Here is a 21,632-nt window from a genome sequence, read left to right as displayed (position 1 = left end):
AAGGATCCGCCCGCGCCAGAAGTTTCAAGCGGACTGCGCCCGTCCCGGCGGTCAACTCTATGTTGCCTGCCAACAGGTAGCAGAACTCCACTCAGCCTGGTGCCCGAATTGAGCTGCAGGGCGCTCCTTCAAAGGCGATTTGGGCCCAGGCGGCTGAACTGCGCCTGGAGCCACTCTGCGAGTTCAAACTCCACACCTTGTAGTTCACTCGACCCCAACCATATCAACCCGTATTGACTGCCGTCAGGGTCAAAGCCAGCAGGTGCCGCCAGGCTTCCTCGCTCCACATCGTCAATCGCGAGTACGAACGGACTGAGCGCTACACCCAGACCTGCAGATGCAGCTTCGACGATCAGGGCGTGATTGTCGTAATATCGGACTTCTGTGGGTCGACGCGCCGACGGATGGGTCTTCAGCCATTGCGCCCACGCGTCAGGTCGTGTCTTCGACCCAAGAGCGAGATAGTCGCCGTGTTCGAACTCTGGCACTAGTTCCGGCCTCATGACGGGCCCAACCTTTTCGGGGAAAAGGGTCCGGACGTTCCATGTCTCGGGCACAGCGAAGTCTAGCCGTCGGATAGCGAGATCGATCTGTTTCTTACGAAAGTCCACAAGCCCACCACCTACGGAGATGTGGAGGGCCATGTTCGGATGCGCCACTTGAAGCGCCCCCAGCCGCGGAATAAGCCAACGCATTGCAACTGAAGGCTCGCAGGAGAGCACTAGAGCATTCTTCCCGGCATTGGTAGCACGCAGGCCTTGCACTGTGGCGGCCAACTCGCCGAAAAACCTGCTGAGGGTGAGGTTGAGCGTCTCGCCGGCCGGGGTGAGCCGCAGGCCTCGCCCATTCTTTTCAAACAACCTGACCCCGATGTCATTGGCGAGTTTGGTGATACGGCGACTGACGGCGCCGTGCGTGAGCGCAAGCGAGTCTGCAGCGAGCCGGACCGAGCCCAGCCGCGCTGTTGCTTCGAACGCTCGCAGGTCATCGAGTGAAGGTATGTCTGAGCGATCCATCAGTGACAATCTATCACCGATCTCGTCAGAAACTATCGCTATTCGTCCTCGATGGGATTTTGTTAATTGATGCATGCGCACCAATCATCAACCCAGTATAGCGGTCCTCGCCGATGACCTCACTAGCGCGGCAGATGGTGCATCACCTTTCGTCGCCCGCGGCTTGACTGCGTCGATCGGCAGGGGCCAGCTTCCGCGCCAAGCGGAAGCGGCGGCGGTAATCGCAGTCGATAGCGGTTCGCGGTCTGCTACTCCGTCGCAAGCGTTCGAGCGGGTCGCTCGATTGACCGCCCGACTTGCCAGCCGTGCCGTGCTCTACAAAACCGTGGACTCCACGCTACGCGGCCACATAGCGGAGGAGCTTGAAGCATGCTTTGCGGCGAGCGGCCGCAAATCACTGCTTTTTGCGCCGGCGTTCCCCCAGGCCGGACGTACGACAGTGAGGGGCATTCATTTCGTTGACGGCATCCCGGTCTCGGAAAGCGCGTATGGCCATGACCCCGTGCATCCCGTGCGGCAGTCCGCGCTAGTCGACCTGGTCCCGAACTGCATCAAGAATGTCACGCTGCTTGATGCAGTAACGCAGGAAGAACTCGACTCGCAGATTGCTTCCATAGAGGATCCAGAGTCGATCCTTTGGGTTGGTTCTCCCGGAATGGCTGCAGCCCTATCGCGGCGTTTTGTGCAGGCGAAGACCCTACCGCCATTGATCGACGGCATCAGCAGCGATGTCTTGGTCGTCATTGGAAGCGCAAATCCGCGCAGTCATCGGCAGGCCGATCAACTTCAGGAGGTCAGCGGTGTCATGCTGCTGCGCGGACCAAAGGCGCGCGAGCGGGACCCGGCAGCGGTGCTGCGCCGTCTGGCACAGGACGCAGCGCGAGAGCTTCAAAGCTCACGCCTCGGCGCTTTAATCGCCACCGGCGGCGACACGATGGACGCGATCCTAGACCTTCTCAACGTCCGTGAGTTCGAGATCCTGCAAGAACTCGATCCCGGATTCCCACTTGGTCTCGCCAGGCTTGGCGATGGACGCTCGCTCCTGCTCGCCATGAAGGCCGGTGGCTTTGGCAGTGACGACGCTGTGAAGCGCGCTGTCGCGCGGATACGTGGAGCAGTCCAATGAAGAATATTCCCCCGCTTGCTCTCACGATGGGCGACGCATCCGGAATTGGGCCGGAGATCGTGGCGAAGGTGCTTGCGAAGGGCGGCGAACGGGTCGTCGTGTTCGGCAGCTATGTTGTCATGCAGGACATTGTGCGCCGGCTCGGGTTGAACATCGAGGTGCGACGCATCAACGCTGCCGATGCAGCTCAATTCGAGCCGCGGCGAATTGAAGTCATCGAAACCACGCGGATTACCGAGTCCCCACCAATCGGGCGTATCAGCGCGATCTCCGGGCAGGCGGCTTTCGACGCCATCGTGGCAGCGATCGCAGCAGCGAAGTCGGGAGAAGTGAGCGGCATCGTCACGGCGCCGATTAACAAAGAGGCGATGGCCAGCGCGGGAATCCGCTACCCCGGCCATACTGAAATTCTGGCCGACTACGGCGGCGCCAAGCGCGTGGCGATGATGCTTGCGAACGATGACATCCGCACGGTGCTCGTCACGATCCACACGTCGCTGAGCAAGGCGATCGAACAGGGCGATTTCGACGCTCAGGTTTCCGCCATTCGGCTTGCCCACGAGGGTGGCAAGGCTCTCGGCTTCGCAACCCCGCGTGTCGCCGTAGCGGGTCTCAATCCGCACGCAGGTGAAGGCGGCCTTTTCGGGGACGAGGAGATCCGGATCATACGACCTGCAATCGGCGCGGCCCGCGCCGAGGGTATCGATGCGACCGGCCCTTATCCAGGCGACACCGTATTCATGCAAGCACGTCAAGGTCGATTCGATGTTGTGGTGGCACAATACCACGATCAAGGGCTGATCCCTGTGAAGTATCTCGGGCTGGAAAAGGGCGTGAACATCACGCTTGGCCTGCCGTTCGTCCGCACCAGCCCAGATCACGGCACGGCGTTCGACATCGCGGGCCGGGGAATTGCAGACCACACAAGCCTGGAAACCTCGCTTGCCTACGCCAAGCGCCTCGTGGCGGCGCGAACCAAGACGAACTAGATTCGAAAGGAACCACGACCAATGGGGTTACGCTTCATCTTCATGCTTACGCGCAACGACCGCACGGTTCCGGACGCGTCGCAGCAACTTCAAACCGCGCTCAGCCTCGGCGTGCGGCACATCGGGTTCAAGGATATCGGCTTGCCGATCGAGCAGCTGAAAGGCCTCAATGCGGCCATCAGGACGGGCGGTGCAACCTCCTATCTGGAAGTCGTGTCATTGGACCGCGAAAGCGAAATTGCTTCGGCAAGGGCAGCTGCCGAAATCAGCGTTGACGTTCTTCTTGGTGGCACGCGGGTCGACGACGTGCTGCCGATCATCAAGCGCACCGGCATCCAGTACTTCCCGTTTCCGGGTCGGATTACCGGTCATCCGAGCGTGCTTGAAGGCGCCATCGACGAAATTGTCGAAAGTGCCAAGACGGTTGCAGGGCGCGATGGAGTGCATGGCCTGGACCTATTGGCATACCGTTCGGCGCAGAACGTGCCCGATTTGATGAAGGCCGTCTGCGCTGCAGTCGCCAAGCCTGTCTACATTGCAGGTTCGATCGACACCCCTGAACGAATTGCAGTCGTCCAAAGCGCCGGCGCAGCTGGTTTTACGATTGGGACTGCGGCTTTGGATGGCAGGTACCCGGCCAATGGGAATGACCTACCAAGCCAACTCACCGCAATCATTCGCGACGTCGCTGCCCTGAACAAGCACCTTTCGCCAATTCACAAGAAGAATTTGTCAATTGAGTTTGCCGGGCTACACGCGCCTTGGGAGCCTAAAGTCGAGGTGCATGTCAACAACATGCAAATCAAGGTCGCCATGTTCAGGGGAGCCTCCAGCTGGTCATTTCGACAGCACGATGATCAACTGTTCTTTGTTCACCGGGGACGCCTGCTCATGAAATTTCGTGACCGTGAAGAGATTATCGAACCCGGAGAGTTCATCGTCATCCCCTATGGCGTTGAGCACTGTGCGGTGGCTTTGGGCGGGGAGGAGTGTGAAGTGTTGCTGGCGACGTCAACCGCGCGACCCTGCTGCCCGGCCGCGGGAAATGATCTCACTCACTCTGAGCGATCCCAGGTGACTGCTTAAGGCGAGAGTGCCGTCTGCTAGGTTTTCAGTGAAATCATGGCGCAACGCGCAGGAGCAATCATGACCGTGGCTATAGTGCTGCATCGCGCCGACGGCGCACCCGTTGCAACCCCTTTCCGCAGGACAGCGTTCGGCACGGACGATCCCTTTGTGGGGCATCGCGAAATCGCTTGGGAAGGACCGGACTCGATGATCGTGGGCCGAACCAGCTTTGTTGGTGAGCTCGAAGTCGCAAGCTTCCCCCACCTCGAAACCATCGTCGTGGTGGAAGGAGAGCTGATCCTGACGGCGGCCGGGACGGCCCCGCTGGTGCTCTGTCCGCAAGCGGGTGCTGTCATCGGATGCGGCACCGCGCTTCGCATCCAGACCGAATCACGCGTGCGGTTTTCGTTCTGCGCGGCCGCTTGCGACAAACCGACGAAGCCCGGCCTTGTCCAGTTGCGCTCCGACGCCGACTTCAAGCCGTCTGCTTCGCTACCGGCCGAGGCTTTGCTTGGCCCGGCCCCGCAATGCCGCAGCGACAGCGTCTTCTCCAGCGACGGCGCGGATTACCGCGCGGGCACCTGGGATTCGACCCCATACCACCGGGTTATTCGCCCGCATCGCCAGAACGAGTTCATGCATCTGCTGGCCGGGAGTGTACGATTCGCCGCGCTCGATGGCAGCGTGCTGTCGGCGGGCACCGGCGATGCGCTTTTCGTGCCCCAGGGCGCATCGATCGGATGGGAAAGCAACGATCGCGTGGCGAAGTTTTTCGTGGTCCAAAGCGTCCAGGCCTGACGTAGAGCGAGATCCACCATGTCCCCTCCGCTGAAGCACATCGACACATCGCCCAAGCCGCCGGCCTCCGCTGATGTCGTCGTGATCGGCGGCGGCATTATCGGCGTCTTTACCGCCTACTACTTAGCCCAGCGCGGGGCTTCGGTCGCCCTGGTCGAAAAGGGAAGGATCGGCGCCGAGCAGTCCAGCCGCAATTGGGGCTGGTGCCGCCAGCAGAACCGGGACGCTCGCGAATTGCCGATAGCGATCAAGAGCCTCGATCTCTGGAAACGATTTGCCACCGAGAGCGGCGAAGACACGGGTTTTCATCGCTGCGGGCTGTTGTATCTCAGTAACGACGAGGCCGAATTGTCCGGTTGGGCCAGCTGGCATGATTTTGCGAAGACTGCGGGCGTAACCAGCCACATGCTGAGCAGTCGCGAGGCCGCCGAACGGGGGCATGCGACCGGCCGTGCCTGGAAGGGCGGCGTCTTCTCGCCCACCGATGGCACCGCAGATCCTGGCAAGGCTGCACCGGCCGTAGCGGCTGCGTTTATGAAGCTCGGTGGCAGCATCCACCAGAATTGTGCTGCCCGCGGCATCGAGACGAAAGGCGGGCGGGTCAGCGGCGTCGTGACGGAAGCCGGGGTCATCAAGACCAGGACGGCTGTGCTCGCCGGCGGGGCCTGGGCCTCCTCGTTCTGCCGCCAGCTTGGCATCCGTTTTCCCCAGGCATCGATCCGCCAATCGATCCTTAGCGTGTCCCCCGTGGAACATTGCTTGCCGGACGCCTTGTTTACGGCGGGCGTGTCCGCCACGCGCCGCAGCGACGGACGCTACGCACTGGCCATCAGCGGCCGCGCACGCGTGGACGTGACGCCGCAGTTTTTGCGATTCGCCCCGCAGTTCGTGCCCATGTTTATCAGGCGCTGGCGCAGCCTTCTGCCGGGCGGCCTACAAGGCATTCGCGGTGGGCACGAAACGCTGAAGCGGTGGCGGCTCGATGCGCCGACGCCCATGGAGCGGGTGCGCATCCTTGATCCGAAGCCCGATATGTCGACGGTCAGGGAGACCCACCGCCGTGCTGTCGAATTACTGCCGCAACTCCGCGAAGCAAAGATCACGCACGCGTGGGCCGGCTTCGTCGACTGCACGCCGGACGGTGTTCCCAGTATCGGCGCGGTGCCTAACGTACCAGGCTTCATCCTGGCCGCAGGCTTTTCCGGGCACGGCTTCGGGATTGGCCCCGGCGCTGGCCACCTAATCGCGGATCTCGCCACCGGAGCCGAACCGATCGTCGACCCCGTTCCGTATCAACCGGGACGCTTTAGCAACTCGGCATGGGGCAAGGTCGCTGAGTTTTAGGCCGCACACGCAACGCGACGCCCCTACACATGAGATGGCTTGGAAGCGAGCTTCAGCTTATCTCCCCTCTGTGAGGCTTTTCACGCAACATTTGCATGTCCTAAGGGCCGCTAACCGCACGATATTCCGTCCGGGCACAAAACTCCGCAGCCTGTCCATTCACGGCGCGGGTTAGAATGCTTCAAATTACCGGAGTTCCGCACATGCCCGCGCCGCTCATGCACATCGAGTGCAGCCCTTCCCTGCCCCGCGAGGCGGACGTCGTCGTCATCGGCGGCGGCGTGGTGGGCGTGTTTACGGCGTATTATCTCGCGCGCCGCGGCGTCAGCGTCGCCCTGGTCGAGAAAGGGCGCGTGGCCGCCGAGCAGTCCAGCCGAAACTGGGGCTGGTGCCGCCAGCAGAACCGCGATGCGCGCGAGCTACCAATGGCAACCAAGAGCCTCGATCTCTGGGAGAAGGTGGCACAGGAAACTGGCGAGGATACCGGATTTCGCCGTTGCGGGCTTCTGTATCTCTCACAGGACGAAAATGAGCTGGCAGGCTGGGCGAAGTGGCGTGACTTCGCCAGGACAGTAGACGTTACGACGCACATGCTGAGCGCAGAAGAAGCCACCGAACGGGGCAAAGCGACGGGCCGCAAATGGAAAGGCGGCGTGTTCTCGCCAACTGACGGAACGGCGGACCCTTCCAAGGCAGTGCCGGTTGCGGCGCGCGGCATCATGGCGGCGGGCGGCACCCTACATCAGCACTGCGCGGCGCGCGGGCTGGAGTTGAGCGCCGGCCGGGTGAGCGCTGTGGTGACCGAAGCTGGCACCATCCAGACAAAGACCGTTGTCATGGCCGGAGGCGCGTGGGCTTCTTCCTTTTGCAACCAGCTTGGCATGCGCTTCCCGCAAGCTGCCGTGCGTCAGTCCATTCTAGCCGTGGCGCCAGGCGCAAACGGCCTGCCGGATGCCCTGCATACCGCGCGCGTCTCTCTGACGCGGCGCAGCAACGGTGGATACGCGCTGGCGATCAGCGGGCGGGCGCGTGTCGATCCAACGCCGCAGCAGTTCAGGTTCAGCCGCGAGTTTGTACCTATGTTCGCCCGCCGCTGGCGCAATCTCGCCCCAGGCGCCTTCGAGGGCTGGCGTCAAGGCCATGAAAGCCTGCGCAAATGGACCCTCGACGACATCACGCCAATGGAACGGAACCGGATTCTCGACCCGAAGCCCGACATGGGACAGATTCGGCTGACATATCGAAGAGCCTGCGAATTGATCCCCGAACTCCAACGCGTCGCGATCTCCGATGTCTGGGCGGGTTATATCGACAGTACACCCGATGGCATTCCCGCAGTCGGTGAAGTGGAGGGGATTCCGGGCTTCATCCTGGCGGCGGGATTCAGTGGTCACGGCTTCGGGATTGGCCCCGGCGCGGGGCATATGATCGCCGACATCATCACAGGCAGCGAGCCTATTGTCGATCCGCGTCCTTATAGGCCCGAGCGCCTGAAGACTGCTGCGTGGGGCAAGGTCGCTGAATTCTGAGAAGACCGTTTGCCGAGTTACCATCGGTCGCACACGAGATTGGGGCCACGAAGCAACCAGCACCAAAAAACAGGGAAGTGACGTTGCGCGAATATGAGATTGCCGCCATTCCTGCCGACGGGATCGGCCCAGAGGTCATTGCCGCAGGTCTCCAGGCGCTTGAGGCGCTGCAACAGCGCTGCGGCGACTTCAAGCTGCGCGTCCAGCACTTCGACTGGGGCTCAGACTACTACAAGGCACATGGTCGCATGATGCCCGAAGATGGCGTGGCGCAATTGAAGCGCTTCGACGCCATCTTCTTTGGCGCGGTAGGCGCTCCCGATCTGCCCGACGATATCACGCTCTGGGGCCTCCGGCTGCCGATCTGCCAAGGCTTTGATCAATACGCGAACGTGCGGCCGACCAGGATATTGCCCGGCATTGTTTCGCCGCTGGTGGGTGTTGGCCCTGGCGATCTGGATTGGGTGATCGTGCGTGAGAATTCCGAGGGCGAGTATTCGGGCCACGGCGGCCGCGCCCATCGCGGCCTCCCCGAGGAGGTCGGAACCGAGGTCGCGATCTTCACGCGCGTCGGCGTCACCCGCATCATGCGCTATGCATTCCGGCTGGCGCAGTCACGGCCGCGAAAGCTCCTGACCGTTGTTACGAAATCCAACGCGCAGCGTCACGGCATGGTAATGTGGGACGAAATCGCAGCCGAGGTGGCGCGGGAATTCCCGGACGTCGCGTGGGACAAGATGCTAGTCGATGCTATGACAGTGCGTATGACGTTGAAACCTCGGAGCCTTGATACGATCGTCGCCACCAATCTTCACGCCGACATATTGTCGGACCTTGCAGGCGCGCTCGCGGGCAGTCTCGGCGTTGCACCAACCGCCAACATTGATCCCGAGCGGCGCTATCCCTCGATGTTCGAGCCAATTCACGGCTCGGCATTCGACATCGCCGGCAAGGGTATTGCCAACCCGGTCGCCACCTTCTGGACCGCTGCCCAGATGCTCGAACATCTGGGCGAGAGCGCAGCGGCCGTCCGATTGATGAGCGCTGTGGAAACGGTGACGAGTGAAGGCGTGCTAACGCCCGACGTGGGAGGGACAGCGACCACGCAGGAAGTGACGGACGCCGTCTGCCGGACGATCCGCGGTTCGAACGTGTGACAGGTTTCCAATGAAGCTCGACAAGATCGACATCAAGATCTTATCCCAACTGCAAAAGAACGGGCGGGTCACCAATGTCGAGCTTGCCGACCTGGTCAACCTTTCGCCGAGCCCTTGCCTGATGCGGGTGAAGAAGCTTCAGGCGGAAGGCTTCATCACCGGCTATTCCGCCCAGATCGATGTGTCCAAGCTCGGGCAGACTCTAACGATCTTCACTGAAGTCACGCTCAAGCACCATCAACAGAACGACTTCGCGAGATTTCTCACCGCAATTCAGAAAGTCGATTCTGTCATCGAATGCCATCTGGTTTCAGGCGGTTACGACTATCTTGTGAAGTTTGTCACAGCGGGCATCAGCGAGTACCAGACGATCATGGAGCGCATGATCGAATTGGATATCGGAATCGACAAATATTTCAGCTTCGTCGTGCTGAAGTCACCGATCGTGAAATCCCATTTGCCTCTCGACATCATTTTCGACAAATGAGAAGGCAGCTCCGGCTCGATCCTCAAGCGGCGTGCGCTCGCGCCACGCTCCATCTTGTTGCGCGCGGCATTTGTCGAATGACGATGTCACGATTCGGGGGAGGCCGTCATTGCACTCGTCTGAACGGCGCTTAGGCTAAACTTCGACTGCATCTGGAGACTTCCAGCGAACGCCTGCTGTCGGCTTATCGTCGTCAAATGACTAAATAAATATATTATACGATGATAAGTCTGCACGCACAGATGCTCGCAGAGTTGCGACAGTCTAGCCTCGGGTCACAGTTGGACCAAAGGCAACAGGCGAAAAGATGAAGAAGATCGACGCTTTGATCCGCCGACGAGCTGACGATCGCCGGAAAACCGCGCAAGTCTGTGTATCGCGCATTCTCCGGAACGCCAAAGCCTGCGGTGTCGATATCTCCGTTGTCGGATCCCTCGCGAAAGACCGTTTCCGCGTCCATTCCGACGTAGATCTGCTGGTTCACGGAAGCACTGATCCTGCGCACCGGGCCATGTTAGAGCGCTTGGTCGCAGACCAGCTTCGGGGAACGAACATTCCCTATGACCTGATCTTTGCCTCAGACGTTTCGTCCGAACGAGTGCAGGAATTGCTTGATGACAGCGTTTAAGCATCCGGCATTCGCAAAACTGTCGCCAAAAATCGCCCGCGCTGCGAAGGAACTGCAGCAAATCGAGGAATATCTGTCTGCTCATGGGAGTGAGATGTCACTCGGCGAATGGGGAGCGGTCGCAGCTGTTTCGCTGGGAGTCCACAATGTCTACAACGGCATCGAGGACATCCTGCTCAGCCTGTCCAACGACATAGACGGCCTCGTTCCCCAAGGGCCTACGATGCGCCAGGACGTGCTCGATCAGATGTCGGCGGAAATAGCAGGCGTCCGCCCGGCTGTGCTCGACCCCGAGCTTTATCAGTCCCTGAGTGAGTTAAAGGGAGTCCGTCACCTGGTGAGGCATCGGTACGGTTTTGACCTGAAAACCGACAGGGTGCAGGGAAACCTCGACAGGGTAAAAGAGGCATTTCCGTCTTTCGTCGAGGCCATTGTTTACTTGGAACGCAATCTTACTGAGGAAAACACGCACGACAGTAATGGCGGCGGCGACGGCTCAGGAGGCGGAGCATCTGGTGGTCCCTGAACCAACGGCTCAGTCGTGTGCGCCGGAAGAGATTCTGCGGGCGTTGACCCCTGAGAATTGTCGGCTGGTGGCGCTGATCCATCGGTATCGACCGCAAAGCATCACGGAACTGTGCAGGTTGGCGGCGCGTCCGCAGCCGAACGTATCCCGCTCCTTGGCGGCCCTTGAGCGGGCGGGAATTGTCTCAATGGTGGGCTCCAGGCCGAAGAGACCCGAACTCGCCGTGCAACGAGTCACGATCGAACTCGCTGAGCTTCAGAATGGCCGATGCGAGGTCGACGATTCGTGAAAACAAATCGCCGGACCATCATCTTTGCTGCGCCATGGGTAACAGGGGCAAAGTCGATCAGTGGGATTCGAAGCCGCCGCTGACGAGGTTTGGCAAGTATTGGCGTGCAGCCTCGGTGACGCCGAGCCGATCGCCAAGAAGGAGGGCCGGAGCTTTTAGCGGTTTCCATTGGGCCCGGGAAGGTATCACGACAGGCGCTTCCTGCCTGTAAGCGGGTTTCGCCGGAAATCTTGCGCCGGATGACCTGGCATTGAATGTCGTTCTCGGAGCCGCTGATATAGAGAAGATTCCCGGCCGAGCGGGGACGGTGACCAGCTCGGCCTTGTTGGTGCATCACTTCGGGATTTTGCTTCGGGAGAACGAAGCGTCTAGCTAATACTTAGGCCGGCAATCATGCGAAAGACCCGGACGGGGTGAGTTTAGCCCTGGTCGATGCAGTGCGCCCGCTGATCATCCCTTCATCGCTGCCCGCACATCCTTATCTTCGAGAGTTTGGTCCAGCGTCATCCGCGTGCGTTCGAGGATTCCATCAATATCGTCGTCTGTGCAGCAGAGCGGCGGCGCATAGCCGAGGATGCCGCTGTTGAAGGCACGGATGACGAGGCCGTTCGCCCACGCGCGCTCGAACACGCGGCGCCCCGGATCGGCCGCCGTGGGCAGCGGCGTCTTGCGTGCCTTGTCGGTGACCAACTCGATTGCTGCCAGCATGCCGCGACCGCGAATGTCGCCAACCAGCGGGTGGTCGGCTAGCAAGCGAAGGCCTTCCAGCAAGCGCTTCCCCGCCTTGCGCCCATTCTCGAGCAAGCCGTCTTCATAGAGATGCAGGCATTCGAGCCCGACCGCCGCGCTCACGGGATGGGCCGAATAAGTATAGCCATGGCCGACGGCCGCTTTGCCGGCTCCGTCCGCAATCGTATTGTACACATGGTCGGCCATGAAGACGGCGCCCATCGGCACGTAGCCCGAGGTCAGTCCCTTCGCCGTGGTCATGAAATCCGGCACGACCTCGTCTTCCTCGCAGGCGAAGAGCGGGCCGGTACGGCCAAAGGCAGTGATAACTTCGTCGGCAACGAACAGAATGTCGTGTTCCTTGCACGCGGCGTGCAGAGCCTTCAGCCAACCTGTCGGTGGAACGAGGACACCGCCCGAACCTTGGATGGGTTCGGCGTAGAAAGCCGCAACGCGGCCGGCGCCGAGTTCCGCGATTTTGGCCCGCAGGGCCGCGACCGATGCATCGATGATCGCCTGCGGGTCGGAACCGACCGGATTGCGATAGGCGTAGTGCGAAGGAATTTTGTGCTGCCAGTCGTAAGGCACGCCGAAACCCGCGTGGAATGCTGGGATCGCTGTCAGACCTGCCCCTGCCGTCGAGGATCCATGGTAGCCATACTCGACGGAGATGAACTGGTCCTTTTGCGGCGTACCCTTGGCATGGTAGTAATAGCGAATGAAGCGGATCGTACTGTCGACCGCGTCGGAGCCGCCAAGCGTAAAATAGACATGGTTCAAATCGCCGGGCGCCAGTTCGGCAAGCCTGGCAGCAAGGCGAATGGCAGGCTCGGATCCCAGCCCGAAATATCCCGTCGCATAGGGAAGCTCTCTTAGCTGCTTTGCCGCCGCCTCAACAACGCTTTCCTGGCCGTATCCGATGTTGACGCACCATAGACCGGCGAATCCGTCCAGAAGGGTTTTCCCGCTTGCATCGGTCACGGTTGCGCCCTTGGCGGATTTGAGCACCCGCACGCCCGTCTCCTCGTGGCTCCGATAGCATGAAAACGGGTGAACCAGATGTGCGCGATCGAGTTCGATCAGTGAGTTTGCCAGCATTTCTTCCTCCGATTCAGCGTAGTGCCTGACTGACAAGAGCATAAGTCCGGTGTGGTGTGCTTTCGTCCTTCAGCTCGTTTTCAGCGTGATCTGCTGCGCGGTCATGGTTCATGCCGGGCCTGAATTCTCTAGGCCCAAGGTAGGCTGCCGCGGACAGCAGTTCCTCCCGACCAGAAGCTGAGCGATAGGCGTTTTGACTTTCCTTTGCCGCTGGCACCGCATCTTATGCCACGCACGGCTGAGAGATCGCGCGCCCGCCGAAGCCCGAAACGAACTCAGGCGCAACTCTCTGCCAAAGCTCTCACGCAATACAAAACAATCTGCTTCAGGGCGCATCGAATGCGGCGACTAGTCTTCTCCGGCCCTCATTATGATCCTTGCTGTTAAAGGCACGCAGTGCCGACAGGATTGGAAGGATCGACGCCTATGACCCAGTTCAGACCGAAGTACATCACCTTCGACTGCTACGGTACACTGACCAACTTCGACATGGCCGGCGCGGCGAGACGCGTATACGGCGCGCAGCTCTCCCCAGCTGGGATGGCGCAATTCATCAAGGATTTCTCGGCCTATCGCCTCGATGAGGTCCTTGGCGCCTGGAAGCCGTACAGCGAGGTCGTGCACAATTCCGTGGAACGAACCTGCAAGCGCAACGGCGTCGCATTCCGGCCCGAGGATGCCCAGCGCATCTATGCGGTAGTGCCGACATGGGGTCCGCACCCGGACGTCCCGGCGGGCCTGGCCAAGGTCGCCAAGGAGATTCCGCTGGTGATCCTGTCGAACTCCATGAAGAGCCTGATCATGTCGAACGTGGAGAAACTCGGCGCACCGTTCCACATGGTCATCACGGCGGAGGAGACCGGCGCCTACAAGCCTTTAATGAAGGGCTTCGAATATATGTTCGAGAAGCTCGGCTGCGGCCCGGAGGACATTACGCACGTGTCGTCCTCATTTCGCTACGATCTCATGACCGCCTATGATCTCGGTATCAAGAGCAAGGTCTGGGTGAACCGCGGCCACGAGCCTGCGAACCCCTTCTACGAATATACCGAGATCAAGGATATCGGCGGTCTGGCCGGCGCCGTCGGACTGGAGCCTGTTCGGGAATTCGCCTGAACGTCTGTTTGCTAGCGCAGTCGCACCAGACTTAGGCACTCCCAAACGTTAATAATCACTGGTCGCAATAGAAAAGGGGCGGTTTTCACCGCCCCTTTCCTGTCGTTCCAACGTTTTAGGCTGCAAGTGTTTACACCTGCATGCAATATAATTAATTAAGCCCGCCAACATGAAGCGTCTTGACCTCGAGATATTCCTCGATGCCGAGCTGCGATCCTTCGCGCCCCACTCCCGACTGCTTGACACCGCCGAAAGGCGCAACCTCGGTCGAGATCATGCCTGTGTTGAGCCCTACCATACCGAACTCCAGCGCCTCGGCAACACGCCATGAGCGCTTGAGGTTGTCGGTGTAGAAGTAGGCGGCAAGGCCGAACGGCGTACCGTTCGCGATGGCGATGGCCTCTTCCTCCGTCTCGAAGCGAAAAAGCGGCGCCACCGGACCGAACGTCTCTTCCGATGCCAGGAGCATCTCGGTAGTAGCCTCTCCCAGCACGACGGGCCGTGCATATTGCTTGCCCTCCGGCACCGTCTCGCTTTGGGCGATGATCTGCGCACCTTTCGCCTGTGCATCCGCGATGTGACGCTCGATCTTGTCGATCGCGGCGGCGTTGATCATCGGGCCGATCTCAGTGCCCTCGTCGGTCCCTGCGCCAACCTTCATCCGCGCCACGCGCCGGCTCAGCTTTTCGGCGAAAGCGTCGTAAACGCCTTCGTGCACGAGAATCCGGTTCGCGCAGACGCAGGTTTGACCGCCATTGCGGAACTTGGATACGATCACCCCTTCAACTGCCTTATCCAGATCGGCGTCGTCAAAGACGATAAAGGGCGCATTGCCGCCAAGCTCCAGGCTCAGCCGCTTGATGCTATCGGCCGCGCCGCGCATGAGCAGCGCACCGACGCGGGTCGAACCGGTGAACGAGATCTTGCGCACCGTCTCGTTGGCCATCAGTTCGTTGCCGATTTCGATGGGCATACCGGTCACAATGTTGATCACGCCGGCAGGGATACCTGCCAGTTCCGCCAGAACGCCGAGCGCCAGCGCCGAGAATGGCGTAAATTCCGACGGCTTGATGACAACCGTACAACCTGCGGCCAGCGCCGGTGCTACTTTGCGCGTGATCATCGCGTTGGGGAAATTCCACGGCGTGATGATGGCGCAGACCCCGACGGGTTCTTTCAGCACCAGAATGCGGCGATCGGCCGTGGGTGACGGAACGGTCGAGCCACCGATCCGGCGCGCCTCCTCCGCAAACCATTTCACAAAAGATGCGCCGTAGCGGATTTCCGCCACCGCCTCGGCAAGCGGCTTGCCCTGTTCCAGCGTCAGCAGGAGCGCGAGATCCTGTTCGTGCTGGCGGATGAGGTCGTGCCAGCGCTCCAGAAATCCTGCACGCTCGGCATGGGTCCTTTTCTTCCAGCCTTTGAAGGCCTCGGCCGCAGCGTCGATTGCGGCTCTCGTCTCGCTCTCCCCCATTTCGGGAACGGTGCCGAGTATACTTTGGCTGGCAGGGTCAATGACGTCGACCACGCCCTTCGTTTCCGCATCCCACCAGACACCGCCAATCAGCGCCTGCTGGCGAAAAAGGTCGGAATCGTTGAACAAACCAATCTTCGTCATCGCATTCATGGTCTTTCCTCTGCTCCTTCAGCTTAATCCTGCCAGCACGGCCTGCGTGATTGTTTCAGTCCTGTCCTTGCCTGCGATCGTGCCAATCCCCCGCGCGGTTGCGGACTCGATTGCCGACATCACTTCTGCCGCAGCATGCCCCTCGCCCAGATGCTCGAGCATCATCGCACCGGACCAGATCGCGGCGATCGGATTGGCGGTGCCGAGATGCGCGATGTCGGGCGCCGAACCATGAACCGGCTCGAACATGGAAGGCGCGCTGCGATCGGGATTAATATTGGCGGAGGCGGCGTAACCCAGCCCGCCCTGAATGGCCGCTCCAATATCCGTGAGGATGTCGCCGAAAAGGTTCGATGCGACGATTACGTCGAGGCTTTCAGGCGCCAGGACCATGCGGGCGGCAATGGCGTCGACGTGGTAGTGCGAGACCTCCACATCGGCATAGTTTTTCGCCAACTCGCGCGTGACCTCATCCCAGAAAACCATGGAGTGTTTCTGCGCGTTGGATTTGGTGACAGATGCGAGCTTCTTGCGACGCGACCGCGCCTGTTCGAAACCGAAACGGATGATCCGTTCGACACCCGTACGCGTGAAGATCGCAGTCTCGACCGCGACCTCATCGGCCGTGCCGGAATGAACGCGCCCACCGGCGCCGGAGTATTCGCCTTCCGTATTCTCGCGGATGCACAGGATATCGAAACCATCAGAGCGGAGGGGCCCCTGAACGCCCGGCAACAGCCGGTGCGGTCGTATGTTGGCGTACTGCGTGAACCCTTTCCGGATCGGCAGGAGCAGTCCGTGAAGCGATACTGAGTCGGGCACTTCCGCGGACCAGCCCACAGCGCCGAGATAGATCGCATCGAATTTTCGAAGTGTCTCGATGCCGTCTAGCGGCATCATTGCACCGGTCGCCAGGTAGTAGGCGCACGACCACGGGAATCTTGTGTCATCAAGGGCGAAACCGCCCCGCTTAGCCGCCGCCTGCAGCACCTGCCATGCCGCCTGCGTTACGTCCTTGCCGATGCCGTCGCCGGGGATGAGCGCTATCTTGTAGGTCTTCATTGATGGAGGTCCTCATTCGCACTAACGTCATCGGAACAATAGTGGACCGCCCGCCGCATTTTCCGTCGAGGATGAGCCGCCCGACGGCGTCGAATCACGTCAGGCGGAACCTGGAAAGCCGATTGTTCTGGAACCGCCGCGCGCTCTATTCGGCCGGACCTTGAGCACTGAACTCAGTCATAAACGCAGACGTAGATCTTGCGCACGGTCTCGATAGTGCGCCAGACGCCGACGAAACCGGGCTTCATCACAAAACTGTCGCCGGCGCGGTAGGTCTTGGTCTCACCGCCCCTCTCCTCGATTTCGACGAGACCCGAAACGATGTGGCAGAACTCGTAGATAGTGCCCTTGATCGAATGCGTCTCGCCGGGCGTCGCCTCCCAGACGCCGGTCAGAACCTTCTCACCTTTCGAGGCATCCTGCGCCCAGGTCTTGAAGGATGGATTGCCGGAAATGAGCCGCTCCGGGGCCGGTAATGCCTCCTTCGGCGCGAAGTCTGGAACTGTGTCGATCGTGATCAGAAGTGACATGTGATGTTTCCTGGTTAGTAGCCGAGTGTCCGATCGACGAGGCCGATCAGTTCTTCTCCGGTGCGGTGGCGCCGGATATTGTCCACGACGGATTGTGCCGCCGTATGCGGTTGCGTCACCGAGGCGATGTGCGGCGTTATCATCACCTTCGGATGCGACCACAGCGGATGGTCTTGCGGGAGCGGTTCTGGATCGGTGACATCAAGCATCGCCGCAGATACGTGACCGGCGTCGAGCGCGTCGAGCAGTGCGGCCTGGTCCAGTTGCGGACCCCTGCCGACATGCAGCAGCGTCGCCCCGACGGGCAGTAAGTCGAAGAACTCTGCATCGAGCATGCCGTGGGTTTGTTCCGTGAGGGGGAGCAGGCAGACAAGAATATCCGTTTGCTTCAGAAAGCCCGCGAGTTGGTCCATGCCGTGAAAACAGGCGACGCCCTCTATCCGCTTTTCGCTGCGGCTCCACCCGGCAAGCGGAAACTGGAACGGCTTCAAGCGCTCGATAGCCGCCTGGGCCAGCATGCCAAGGCCGAGAAAGCCAACCCGGCGTTCGGCCGCCTGTCGAGCGACAATCGGTTGCCAAAGGCACCTTTTCTGCTGGTCGAAATAGGCGGGCATCTCCCGGTGGAGCGCCAACACGCCGAGCGCGACGTATTCCTGCATCATGCGTATGATGCCGTCCTCGACCATGCGCACCAGCTTCACATGGCTTGGCACCACGTCCTGCTTGAACTGGTCAACGCCCGCGCCGATCGAAAACAGCACTTCCAGATTGCGATAGCGCGAGATCTCGTCCGGCACCGTCCAGGTAATGAGATAGCGCACCTTCTCCGGCTCCATCTCGTCTCCTGAATGGAAGAATTCCAGATCCGGGAGCTGGCGCGCGAAGATCTCGCGGAAGACCGCAGCACGCGCGGTATCGGAATTGAAAAGAAACGCCATGGTGACCGCCCCTTCCTTCAGGCTGCAAGACGCGCGCCGAGCCCCTCGATCATCTTCCGGCAAGCGGAGAGTTCACCGATCTCGATATATTCGTCTGGACGATGGGCACGGCCGATGTCGCCAGGACCGCAAATGATCGCATCGATGCCGGCCTGCTGGTAAAGCCCGGCCTCCGTGCCGAAGCTGACGGCTGTGAGCGGCTCCTGCCCGGTCAGCTCCGTCAGAACGGCCGCCAGCGCGCTCCCGTTCGCGGGCGCAAGGGCGGGATAGGTGCTCAGTTCGTGCCACGCCACATCGAAGCCGCTATCTCGCAGGGCGAAAAGCCGGGCCTTGACCGGCTCAAGCAGGGAGGCTGGAGAAACGCCGGGCACGGCGCGCGCCTCAATATCGGCTGTGCAGTGGCCAGGGACGATGTTGACTGCCTGTCCACCGGCGATGACGCCCACCTGCAAGGAAGAATACGGGGGCTCGAAATTTTGATCGAGCGGTCCGTCCGCGAGCGATTGGCCGTAGGCCACGGCGTGCGTGATGACCCCGGCCATGGCGTGCACGGCATTGAGTCCGAGATCGGGGCGTGACGAGTGGCCTGATCGCCCGATCACCTCGAGCCGCGCGGCGGCCTTCCCCTTGTGCGCGCGCACAGGCTGCATCCGGCTCGGCTCGCCGACAATCGCGCCAAGCGGCCTCTCGCATAAGCTCGGCAACGCGGCTAGGAGATGCGGCACACCACGGCACCCCGCCTCTTCGTCATATGAGAATGCGAGATGAACTGGCTGCCGCAGGTTCATCGCCGCAAGTCTTGGGAGCGCGGCCAATGCGCAGGCGAGGAAGCCCTTCATGTCGGTGGCGCCGCGGCCGTATAGCCTGCCGCCCTCGCGGCGCAGGACGAACGGGTCCGAGCTCCATTCCGGCTCGCCGGCCGGCACGACATCCATATGTCCGGAGATGATGTAGCCCCGACCCTGGCGCGGGCCGATCGTGAGGAAAAGGTTGGACCGGTCGCCCTCGGGACCGGGGAGAACCGTCACCTCGGCTCCGGCTGCCTGACAGTAGTCGCGGATCCAATCGACGATCGCGCCGTTTGGCGTGCCCACAACAGAGGGAAATCCAATCAGTGTCGCGAGGATTTCTTCCACGTTCATGGCGGTCCGCTCTGCTTGCACACTATCACCGGGTGCAACCAGCCTATCCACAGGCAGCAGTGTTCCCTGCCGAATCGCGTCGTGCTTTGGCCGAAGATTGCGAAAAAGCACCTCGAACCAGCGAAACCTGCTGGCTTTTCCGTATAATGCTGCGGCAAAAGAGGCATTTCGCAACATGGCGATCGATGACAGGATCAAGACCGCGTGCCTTGCGCATTCGTTGAAGGAGCGGATCGACTGAGATGCAGAGATCAGTACGCCTGAAATCCTTCGAACTGGTTGCGCGGGACATTGATGATGTCGACGTCAAGCTACTGCACGCGTTGTCGATCTCAGTCCGCTGGCCTCATCGGCCAAAGGATTGGGACTTTCTGCGCCGTGCCGGCCGCGGCATTGTTGCCGTTGATGGTATTGGACGCGTTTTCGGCAGCGCGATGTGGTTTCCCCACGGAGACGATTTCGCCACCATCGGCGTAGTGATCACAACGCCCCGCACGCAAGCGCAAGGAGGCGGCCGATGGCTCATGGACTTGGTGCTCGAGCAGTGCGGCGATCGCAACTTGGCACTCAATGCTACCCATGCTGCCTATCCTCTTTATGTCTCACTCGGCTTCACGACCGAGGCGATCGTATACATGCGCCAGGGGGAGGTCCCACAGACGCTCCCAACACTGCCGGCCCTGGACGGTCAAATGCAGGCGTTATCGAGCGACAGGCTGAAGGAGATCACGGCGCTGGATACGCGCGCGTTTGGGACAAACCGCGAGAGGCTGCTCGCGTTGCTCGCGGCCGATGCCTCAATCTGCATTTTGAGCCGCGGCGGCGAGATCGTCGGCTATTCCATGTGTCGCGAGTTCGGACGTGGCCATGTGATCGGCCCCATGGTCGCGCGCAACGATCTAGACGCGGTCCACCTCACAGCCGTGCATCTGAAGGACCTGGCAGGACGGTTCGCCCGCGTCGACAGCCGCGAGAAGGATGGCGTGTTTGCCGCGTTTCTCCAGCAGTGCGGCCTCGGCATTGCCGAGACCGTTACGACCATGTCCAAAGGGCGCCGCTTTCTGAACCGGGAAGACAATGGGCCTTGGGTCTATGGATTGGCCGGCCACGCCTTGAGTTGAATGCAAGCACGCTGTCGCCTTCAACCAGCGGTCAGAGGATCAGGTCGATCAGTGCGCGCGTCGATCAACCGGCATGATGCGGTTGCCGTCACGCGGCCGGCTTCGGATCTGCTCCTAGTCCCGGATTCGGTTTCCGCTGCCGGCATTATGACCGTCCGACGCCCATCCGCCACGCCATCCACGATGACATGGCCGATGCCGCGCGAGCACGGCTCGATGCGCGCGTTGAGGTGATAAATGTCCCGCAGCAGATCGGAAGTGATGACGTCCGGCGATGACCCGCATGCGACCAGCCGGCCGTCCGCGATGACCATTGTCTGATCGCTGAAGCGCAGGGCGTGATTGAGGTCGTGCAGGGCAACCAGCACGACCATGCGTCGCGCCTGAGCAAGTTCCCGCATGAGGCCGAGCACTTCCACCTGCCGCGACAGATCGAGTGCTGATGTCGGTTTGTCCATCGGCAGGATCTCCGGCTCGCGCACCAGCGTTTGTGCCAGGCTGGCGAGTTGCCGCTGGCCGCCGGAAAGCTCGCCAATGTTGCGGAAAGCGATGTCGGCGATGCCGAGCGCCGCCAGCGTCTCGTCGATGCGAGCCAGATCATCGTCGCCCACAGACCAGCCCATACCCTGCTTACGGGCGAGCAACACTGACTCGTGCAAGCTCACGGCCACGATGTTCCCTTTGGCCAGCAGGTCGGCGGCAATGGCCGCCTGCCCCTCATCATCGTCGACATAGGCGCGCAGCAGCACATTCGTGTCGGTCGTAACCTCATTCCTTGCCGGACCCGGCCGCGGCGCCCGCTTCCGCTATCGCCTCGTTGATCTCCTCGATACTGAGCACCCGGCCGTTCGTCTTGCCTCTGAGGAAGCCGTGGAGGTCCCGGAACGACCCCTTCGCCCGTGCCGCTTTCAATTCCGCCCGGCCGTCGGGCAGCAGATCAAGCTCGATCTTCTCGCCCGGCTTGATGCCCAGATGTTGCAGCACGTCCTTGCGGAACGTCACCTGTCCCCTTGTCGTCACTGTCAACGTTTTCATATTAAAACGTTTCCTGTTCATCGCGATAAGACGATGCAAATCTGCATTATTATTATTATCGGGGCCAAGCTTGGCGTCCATGCGACGACAGAATCGCATTCGATGCCTTTTAGAAAGCCGCCAGGCACTGTGGATTCGCTCTCGCCCCTCGTTCGGCAGATTCTGATGTTGGCCGAACCGGTTGATCTGCCCTGCGACGTTGGAGTTGCACAGGAGCGATCTTTGCCGAGCAGATACTCTACGTCGCGTTTAAGGGGCCGTAAGTTGTCGGTCCGCT

21 protein-coding genes and 1 pseudogene are annotated in these 21,632 nt (G+C 60.9%); 13 read left to right on the top strand and 9 right to left on the bottom strand.

All coding sequences use genetic code 11. From position 1 onward, the window contains the following. Window positions 1-128: 128 nt before the first annotated feature. On the bottom strand, window positions 129-1,091 hold the full coding sequence (locus tag NKJ40_RS01675; protein WP_352464173.1) for a LysR family transcriptional regulator: 963 nt from the start codon (window positions 1,089-1,091) through the stop codon (window positions 129-131). On the opposite strand from NKJ40_RS01675, the gene NKJ40_RS01670 reads away from it, so the two are divergent. From NKJ40_RS01670 to NKJ40_RS01620, 11 genes are all read left to right on the top strand, one after another. Further along, window positions 1,090-2,142: a four-carbon acid sugar kinase family protein gene (locus NKJ40_RS01670; protein ID WP_352464172.1), complete on the top strand. Its 1,053-nt coding sequence runs from the start codon at window positions 1,090-1,092 to the stop codon at window positions 2,140-2,142. The genes NKJ40_RS01675 and NKJ40_RS01670 overlap by 2 nt on opposite strands. Next, window positions 2,139-3,131 carry a 4-hydroxythreonine-4-phosphate dehydrogenase PdxA gene (pdxA, locus tag NKJ40_RS01665; RefSeq protein ID WP_352464170.1) on the top strand — a complete coding sequence of 331 codons (993 nt, stop codon included), beginning with the start codon at window positions 2,139-2,141 and terminating at the stop codon, window positions 3,129-3,131. Before NKJ40_RS01670 ends, pdxA begins: the two co-directional genes overlap by 4 nt. A 21-nt stretch (window positions 3,132-3,152) precedes the next feature. Then, window positions 3,153-4,217 carry a cupin domain-containing protein gene (locus tag NKJ40_RS01660; RefSeq protein ID WP_352464168.1) on the top strand — a complete coding sequence of 355 codons (1,065 nt, stop codon included), beginning with the start codon at window positions 3,153-3,155 and terminating at the stop codon, window positions 4,215-4,217. 60 nt (window positions 4,218-4,277) lie between these two features. Continuing rightward, window positions 4,278-4,997, top strand: a complete 720-nt coding sequence (locus NKJ40_RS01655) for a cupin domain-containing protein (RefSeq protein WP_352464167.1) — start codon at window positions 4,278-4,280, stop codon at window positions 4,995-4,997. An 18-nt stretch (window positions 4,998-5,015) separates the two neighbouring features. Continuing rightward, window positions 5,016-6,341 (top strand): NAD(P)/FAD-dependent oxidoreductase, encoded by a 1,326-nt coding sequence (locus NKJ40_RS01650; RefSeq protein WP_352464165.1) that lies wholly within the window; start codon window positions 5,016-5,018, stop codon window positions 6,339-6,341. A gap of 203 nt (window positions 6,342-6,544) precedes the next feature. Then, window positions 6,545-7,870, top strand: coding sequence for an NAD(P)/FAD-dependent oxidoreductase (locus NKJ40_RS01645; RefSeq protein ID WP_352464164.1), 1,326 nt, complete (start codon window positions 6,545-6,547; stop codon window positions 7,868-7,870). 83 nt (window positions 7,871-7,953) lie between these two features. After that, complete coding sequence (locus NKJ40_RS01640; RefSeq protein WP_352464162.1) at window positions 7,954-9,027, top strand: tartrate dehydrogenase; 1,074 nt, start codon at window positions 7,954-7,956, stop codon at window positions 9,025-9,027. A 10-nt stretch (window positions 9,028-9,037) separates the two neighbouring features. Beyond that, window positions 9,038-9,514 carry an Lrp/AsnC family transcriptional regulator gene (locus NKJ40_RS01635; protein WP_023718597.1) on the top strand — a complete coding sequence of 159 codons (477 nt, stop codon included), beginning with the start codon at window positions 9,038-9,040 and terminating at the stop codon, window positions 9,512-9,514. A gap of 307 nt (window positions 9,515-9,821) precedes the next feature. Beyond that, on the top strand, window positions 9,822-10,142 hold the full coding sequence (locus NKJ40_RS01630; protein ID WP_352464160.1) for a nucleotidyltransferase domain-containing protein: 321 nt from the start codon (window positions 9,822-9,824) through the stop codon (window positions 10,140-10,142). After that, window positions 10,129-10,668, top strand: a complete 540-nt coding sequence (locus NKJ40_RS01625) for a ribonuclease toxin HepT-like protein (protein ID WP_352464158.1) — start codon at window positions 10,129-10,131, stop codon at window positions 10,666-10,668. The genes NKJ40_RS01630 and NKJ40_RS01625 overlap by 14 nt, the downstream gene beginning before the upstream one ends. Further along, window positions 10,622-10,957 (top strand): HVO_A0114 family putative DNA-binding protein, encoded by a 336-nt coding sequence (locus NKJ40_RS01620; protein WP_352464157.1) that lies wholly within the window; start codon window positions 10,622-10,624, stop codon window positions 10,955-10,957. Before NKJ40_RS01625 ends, NKJ40_RS01620 begins: the two co-directional genes overlap by 47 nt. A gap of 450 nt (window positions 10,958-11,407) precedes the next feature. Here the strand turns inward: NKJ40_RS01620 and NKJ40_RS01615 are convergent, their stop codons facing one another. Next, complete coding sequence (locus NKJ40_RS01615; protein WP_352464156.1) at window positions 11,408-12,784, bottom strand: aspartate aminotransferase family protein; 1,377 nt, start codon at window positions 12,782-12,784, stop codon at window positions 11,408-11,410. Between the two features lie 426 nt (window positions 12,785-13,210). On the opposite strand from NKJ40_RS01615, the gene NKJ40_RS01610 reads away from it, so the two are divergent. Beyond that, window positions 13,211-13,900, top strand: a complete 690-nt coding sequence (locus NKJ40_RS01610) for a haloacid dehalogenase type II (protein WP_352464155.1) — start codon at window positions 13,211-13,213, stop codon at window positions 13,898-13,900. A 151-nt stretch (window positions 13,901-14,051) separates the two neighbouring features. On the opposite strand, the gene NKJ40_RS01605 is transcribed toward NKJ40_RS01610, so the two are convergent. From NKJ40_RS01605 to argE, 5 genes are all read right to left on the bottom strand, one after another. Beyond that, on the bottom strand, window positions 14,052-15,527 hold the full coding sequence (locus NKJ40_RS01605) for an NAD-dependent succinate-semialdehyde dehydrogenase (RefSeq protein ID WP_352464154.1): 1,476 nt from the start codon (window positions 15,525-15,527) through the stop codon (window positions 14,052-14,054). An 18-nt stretch (window positions 15,528-15,545) separates the two neighbouring features. Beyond that, complete coding sequence (locus NKJ40_RS01600; RefSeq protein WP_352464153.1) at window positions 15,546-16,589, bottom strand: tartrate dehydrogenase; 1,044 nt, start codon at window positions 16,587-16,589, stop codon at window positions 15,546-15,548. Between the two features lie 173 nt (window positions 16,590-16,762). Beyond that, complete coding sequence (locus NKJ40_RS01595; RefSeq protein WP_352464152.1) at window positions 16,763-17,119, bottom strand: cupin domain-containing protein; 357 nt, start codon at window positions 17,117-17,119, stop codon at window positions 16,763-16,765. Between the two features lie 14 nt (window positions 17,120-17,133). Next, the gene (locus NKJ40_RS01590; protein WP_352464273.1) at window positions 17,134-18,057 is read right to left on the bottom strand and encodes a 2-hydroxyacid dehydrogenase; all 924 of its coding nucleotides are present in this window, start codon (window positions 18,055-18,057) and stop codon (window positions 17,134-17,136) included. Between the two features lie 17 nt (window positions 18,058-18,074). Continuing rightward, the gene (gene argE, locus NKJ40_RS01585; protein WP_352464271.1) at window positions 18,075-19,199 is read right to left on the bottom strand and encodes an acetylornithine deacetylase; all 1,125 of its coding nucleotides are present in this window, start codon (window positions 19,197-19,199) and stop codon (window positions 18,075-18,077) included. A gap of 242 nt (window positions 19,200-19,441) precedes the next feature. On the opposite strand from argE, the gene NKJ40_RS01580 reads away from it, so the two are divergent. Further along, entirely contained in the window at window positions 19,442-20,320 is an 879-nt protein-coding gene (locus NKJ40_RS01580) for a GNAT family N-acetyltransferase (protein ID WP_352464151.1), read from the top strand. A gap of 167 nt (window positions 20,321-20,487) precedes the next feature. Here NKJ40_RS01580 and NKJ40_RS01575 read toward each other — a convergent pair. Both NKJ40_RS01575 and NKJ40_RS01570 read right to left on the bottom strand, forming a co-directional pair. After that, window positions 20,488-20,973: pseudogene (locus NKJ40_RS01575) on the bottom strand (ABC transporter ATP-binding protein); the annotation flags it as partial. A 115-nt stretch (window positions 20,974-21,088) separates the two neighbouring features. Further along, on the bottom strand, window positions 21,089-21,436 hold the full coding sequence (locus NKJ40_RS01570) for an AbrB/MazE/SpoVT family DNA-binding domain-containing protein (protein WP_502903676.1): 348 nt from the start codon (window positions 21,434-21,436) through the stop codon (window positions 21,089-21,091). Between the last annotated feature and the right edge of the window lie 196 nt (window positions 21,437-21,632).

Source organism: Mesorhizobium sp. M0119 (genome assembly GCF_040322615.1).
In the GTDB taxonomy this organism is placed as follows: Bacteria; Pseudomonadota; Alphaproteobacteria; order Rhizobiales; family Rhizobiaceae; genus Mesorhizobium.
The sequence above is the reverse complement of the archived record's forward strand: the minus strand, read 5'-3'. Positions and strand labels throughout refer to the sequence as shown.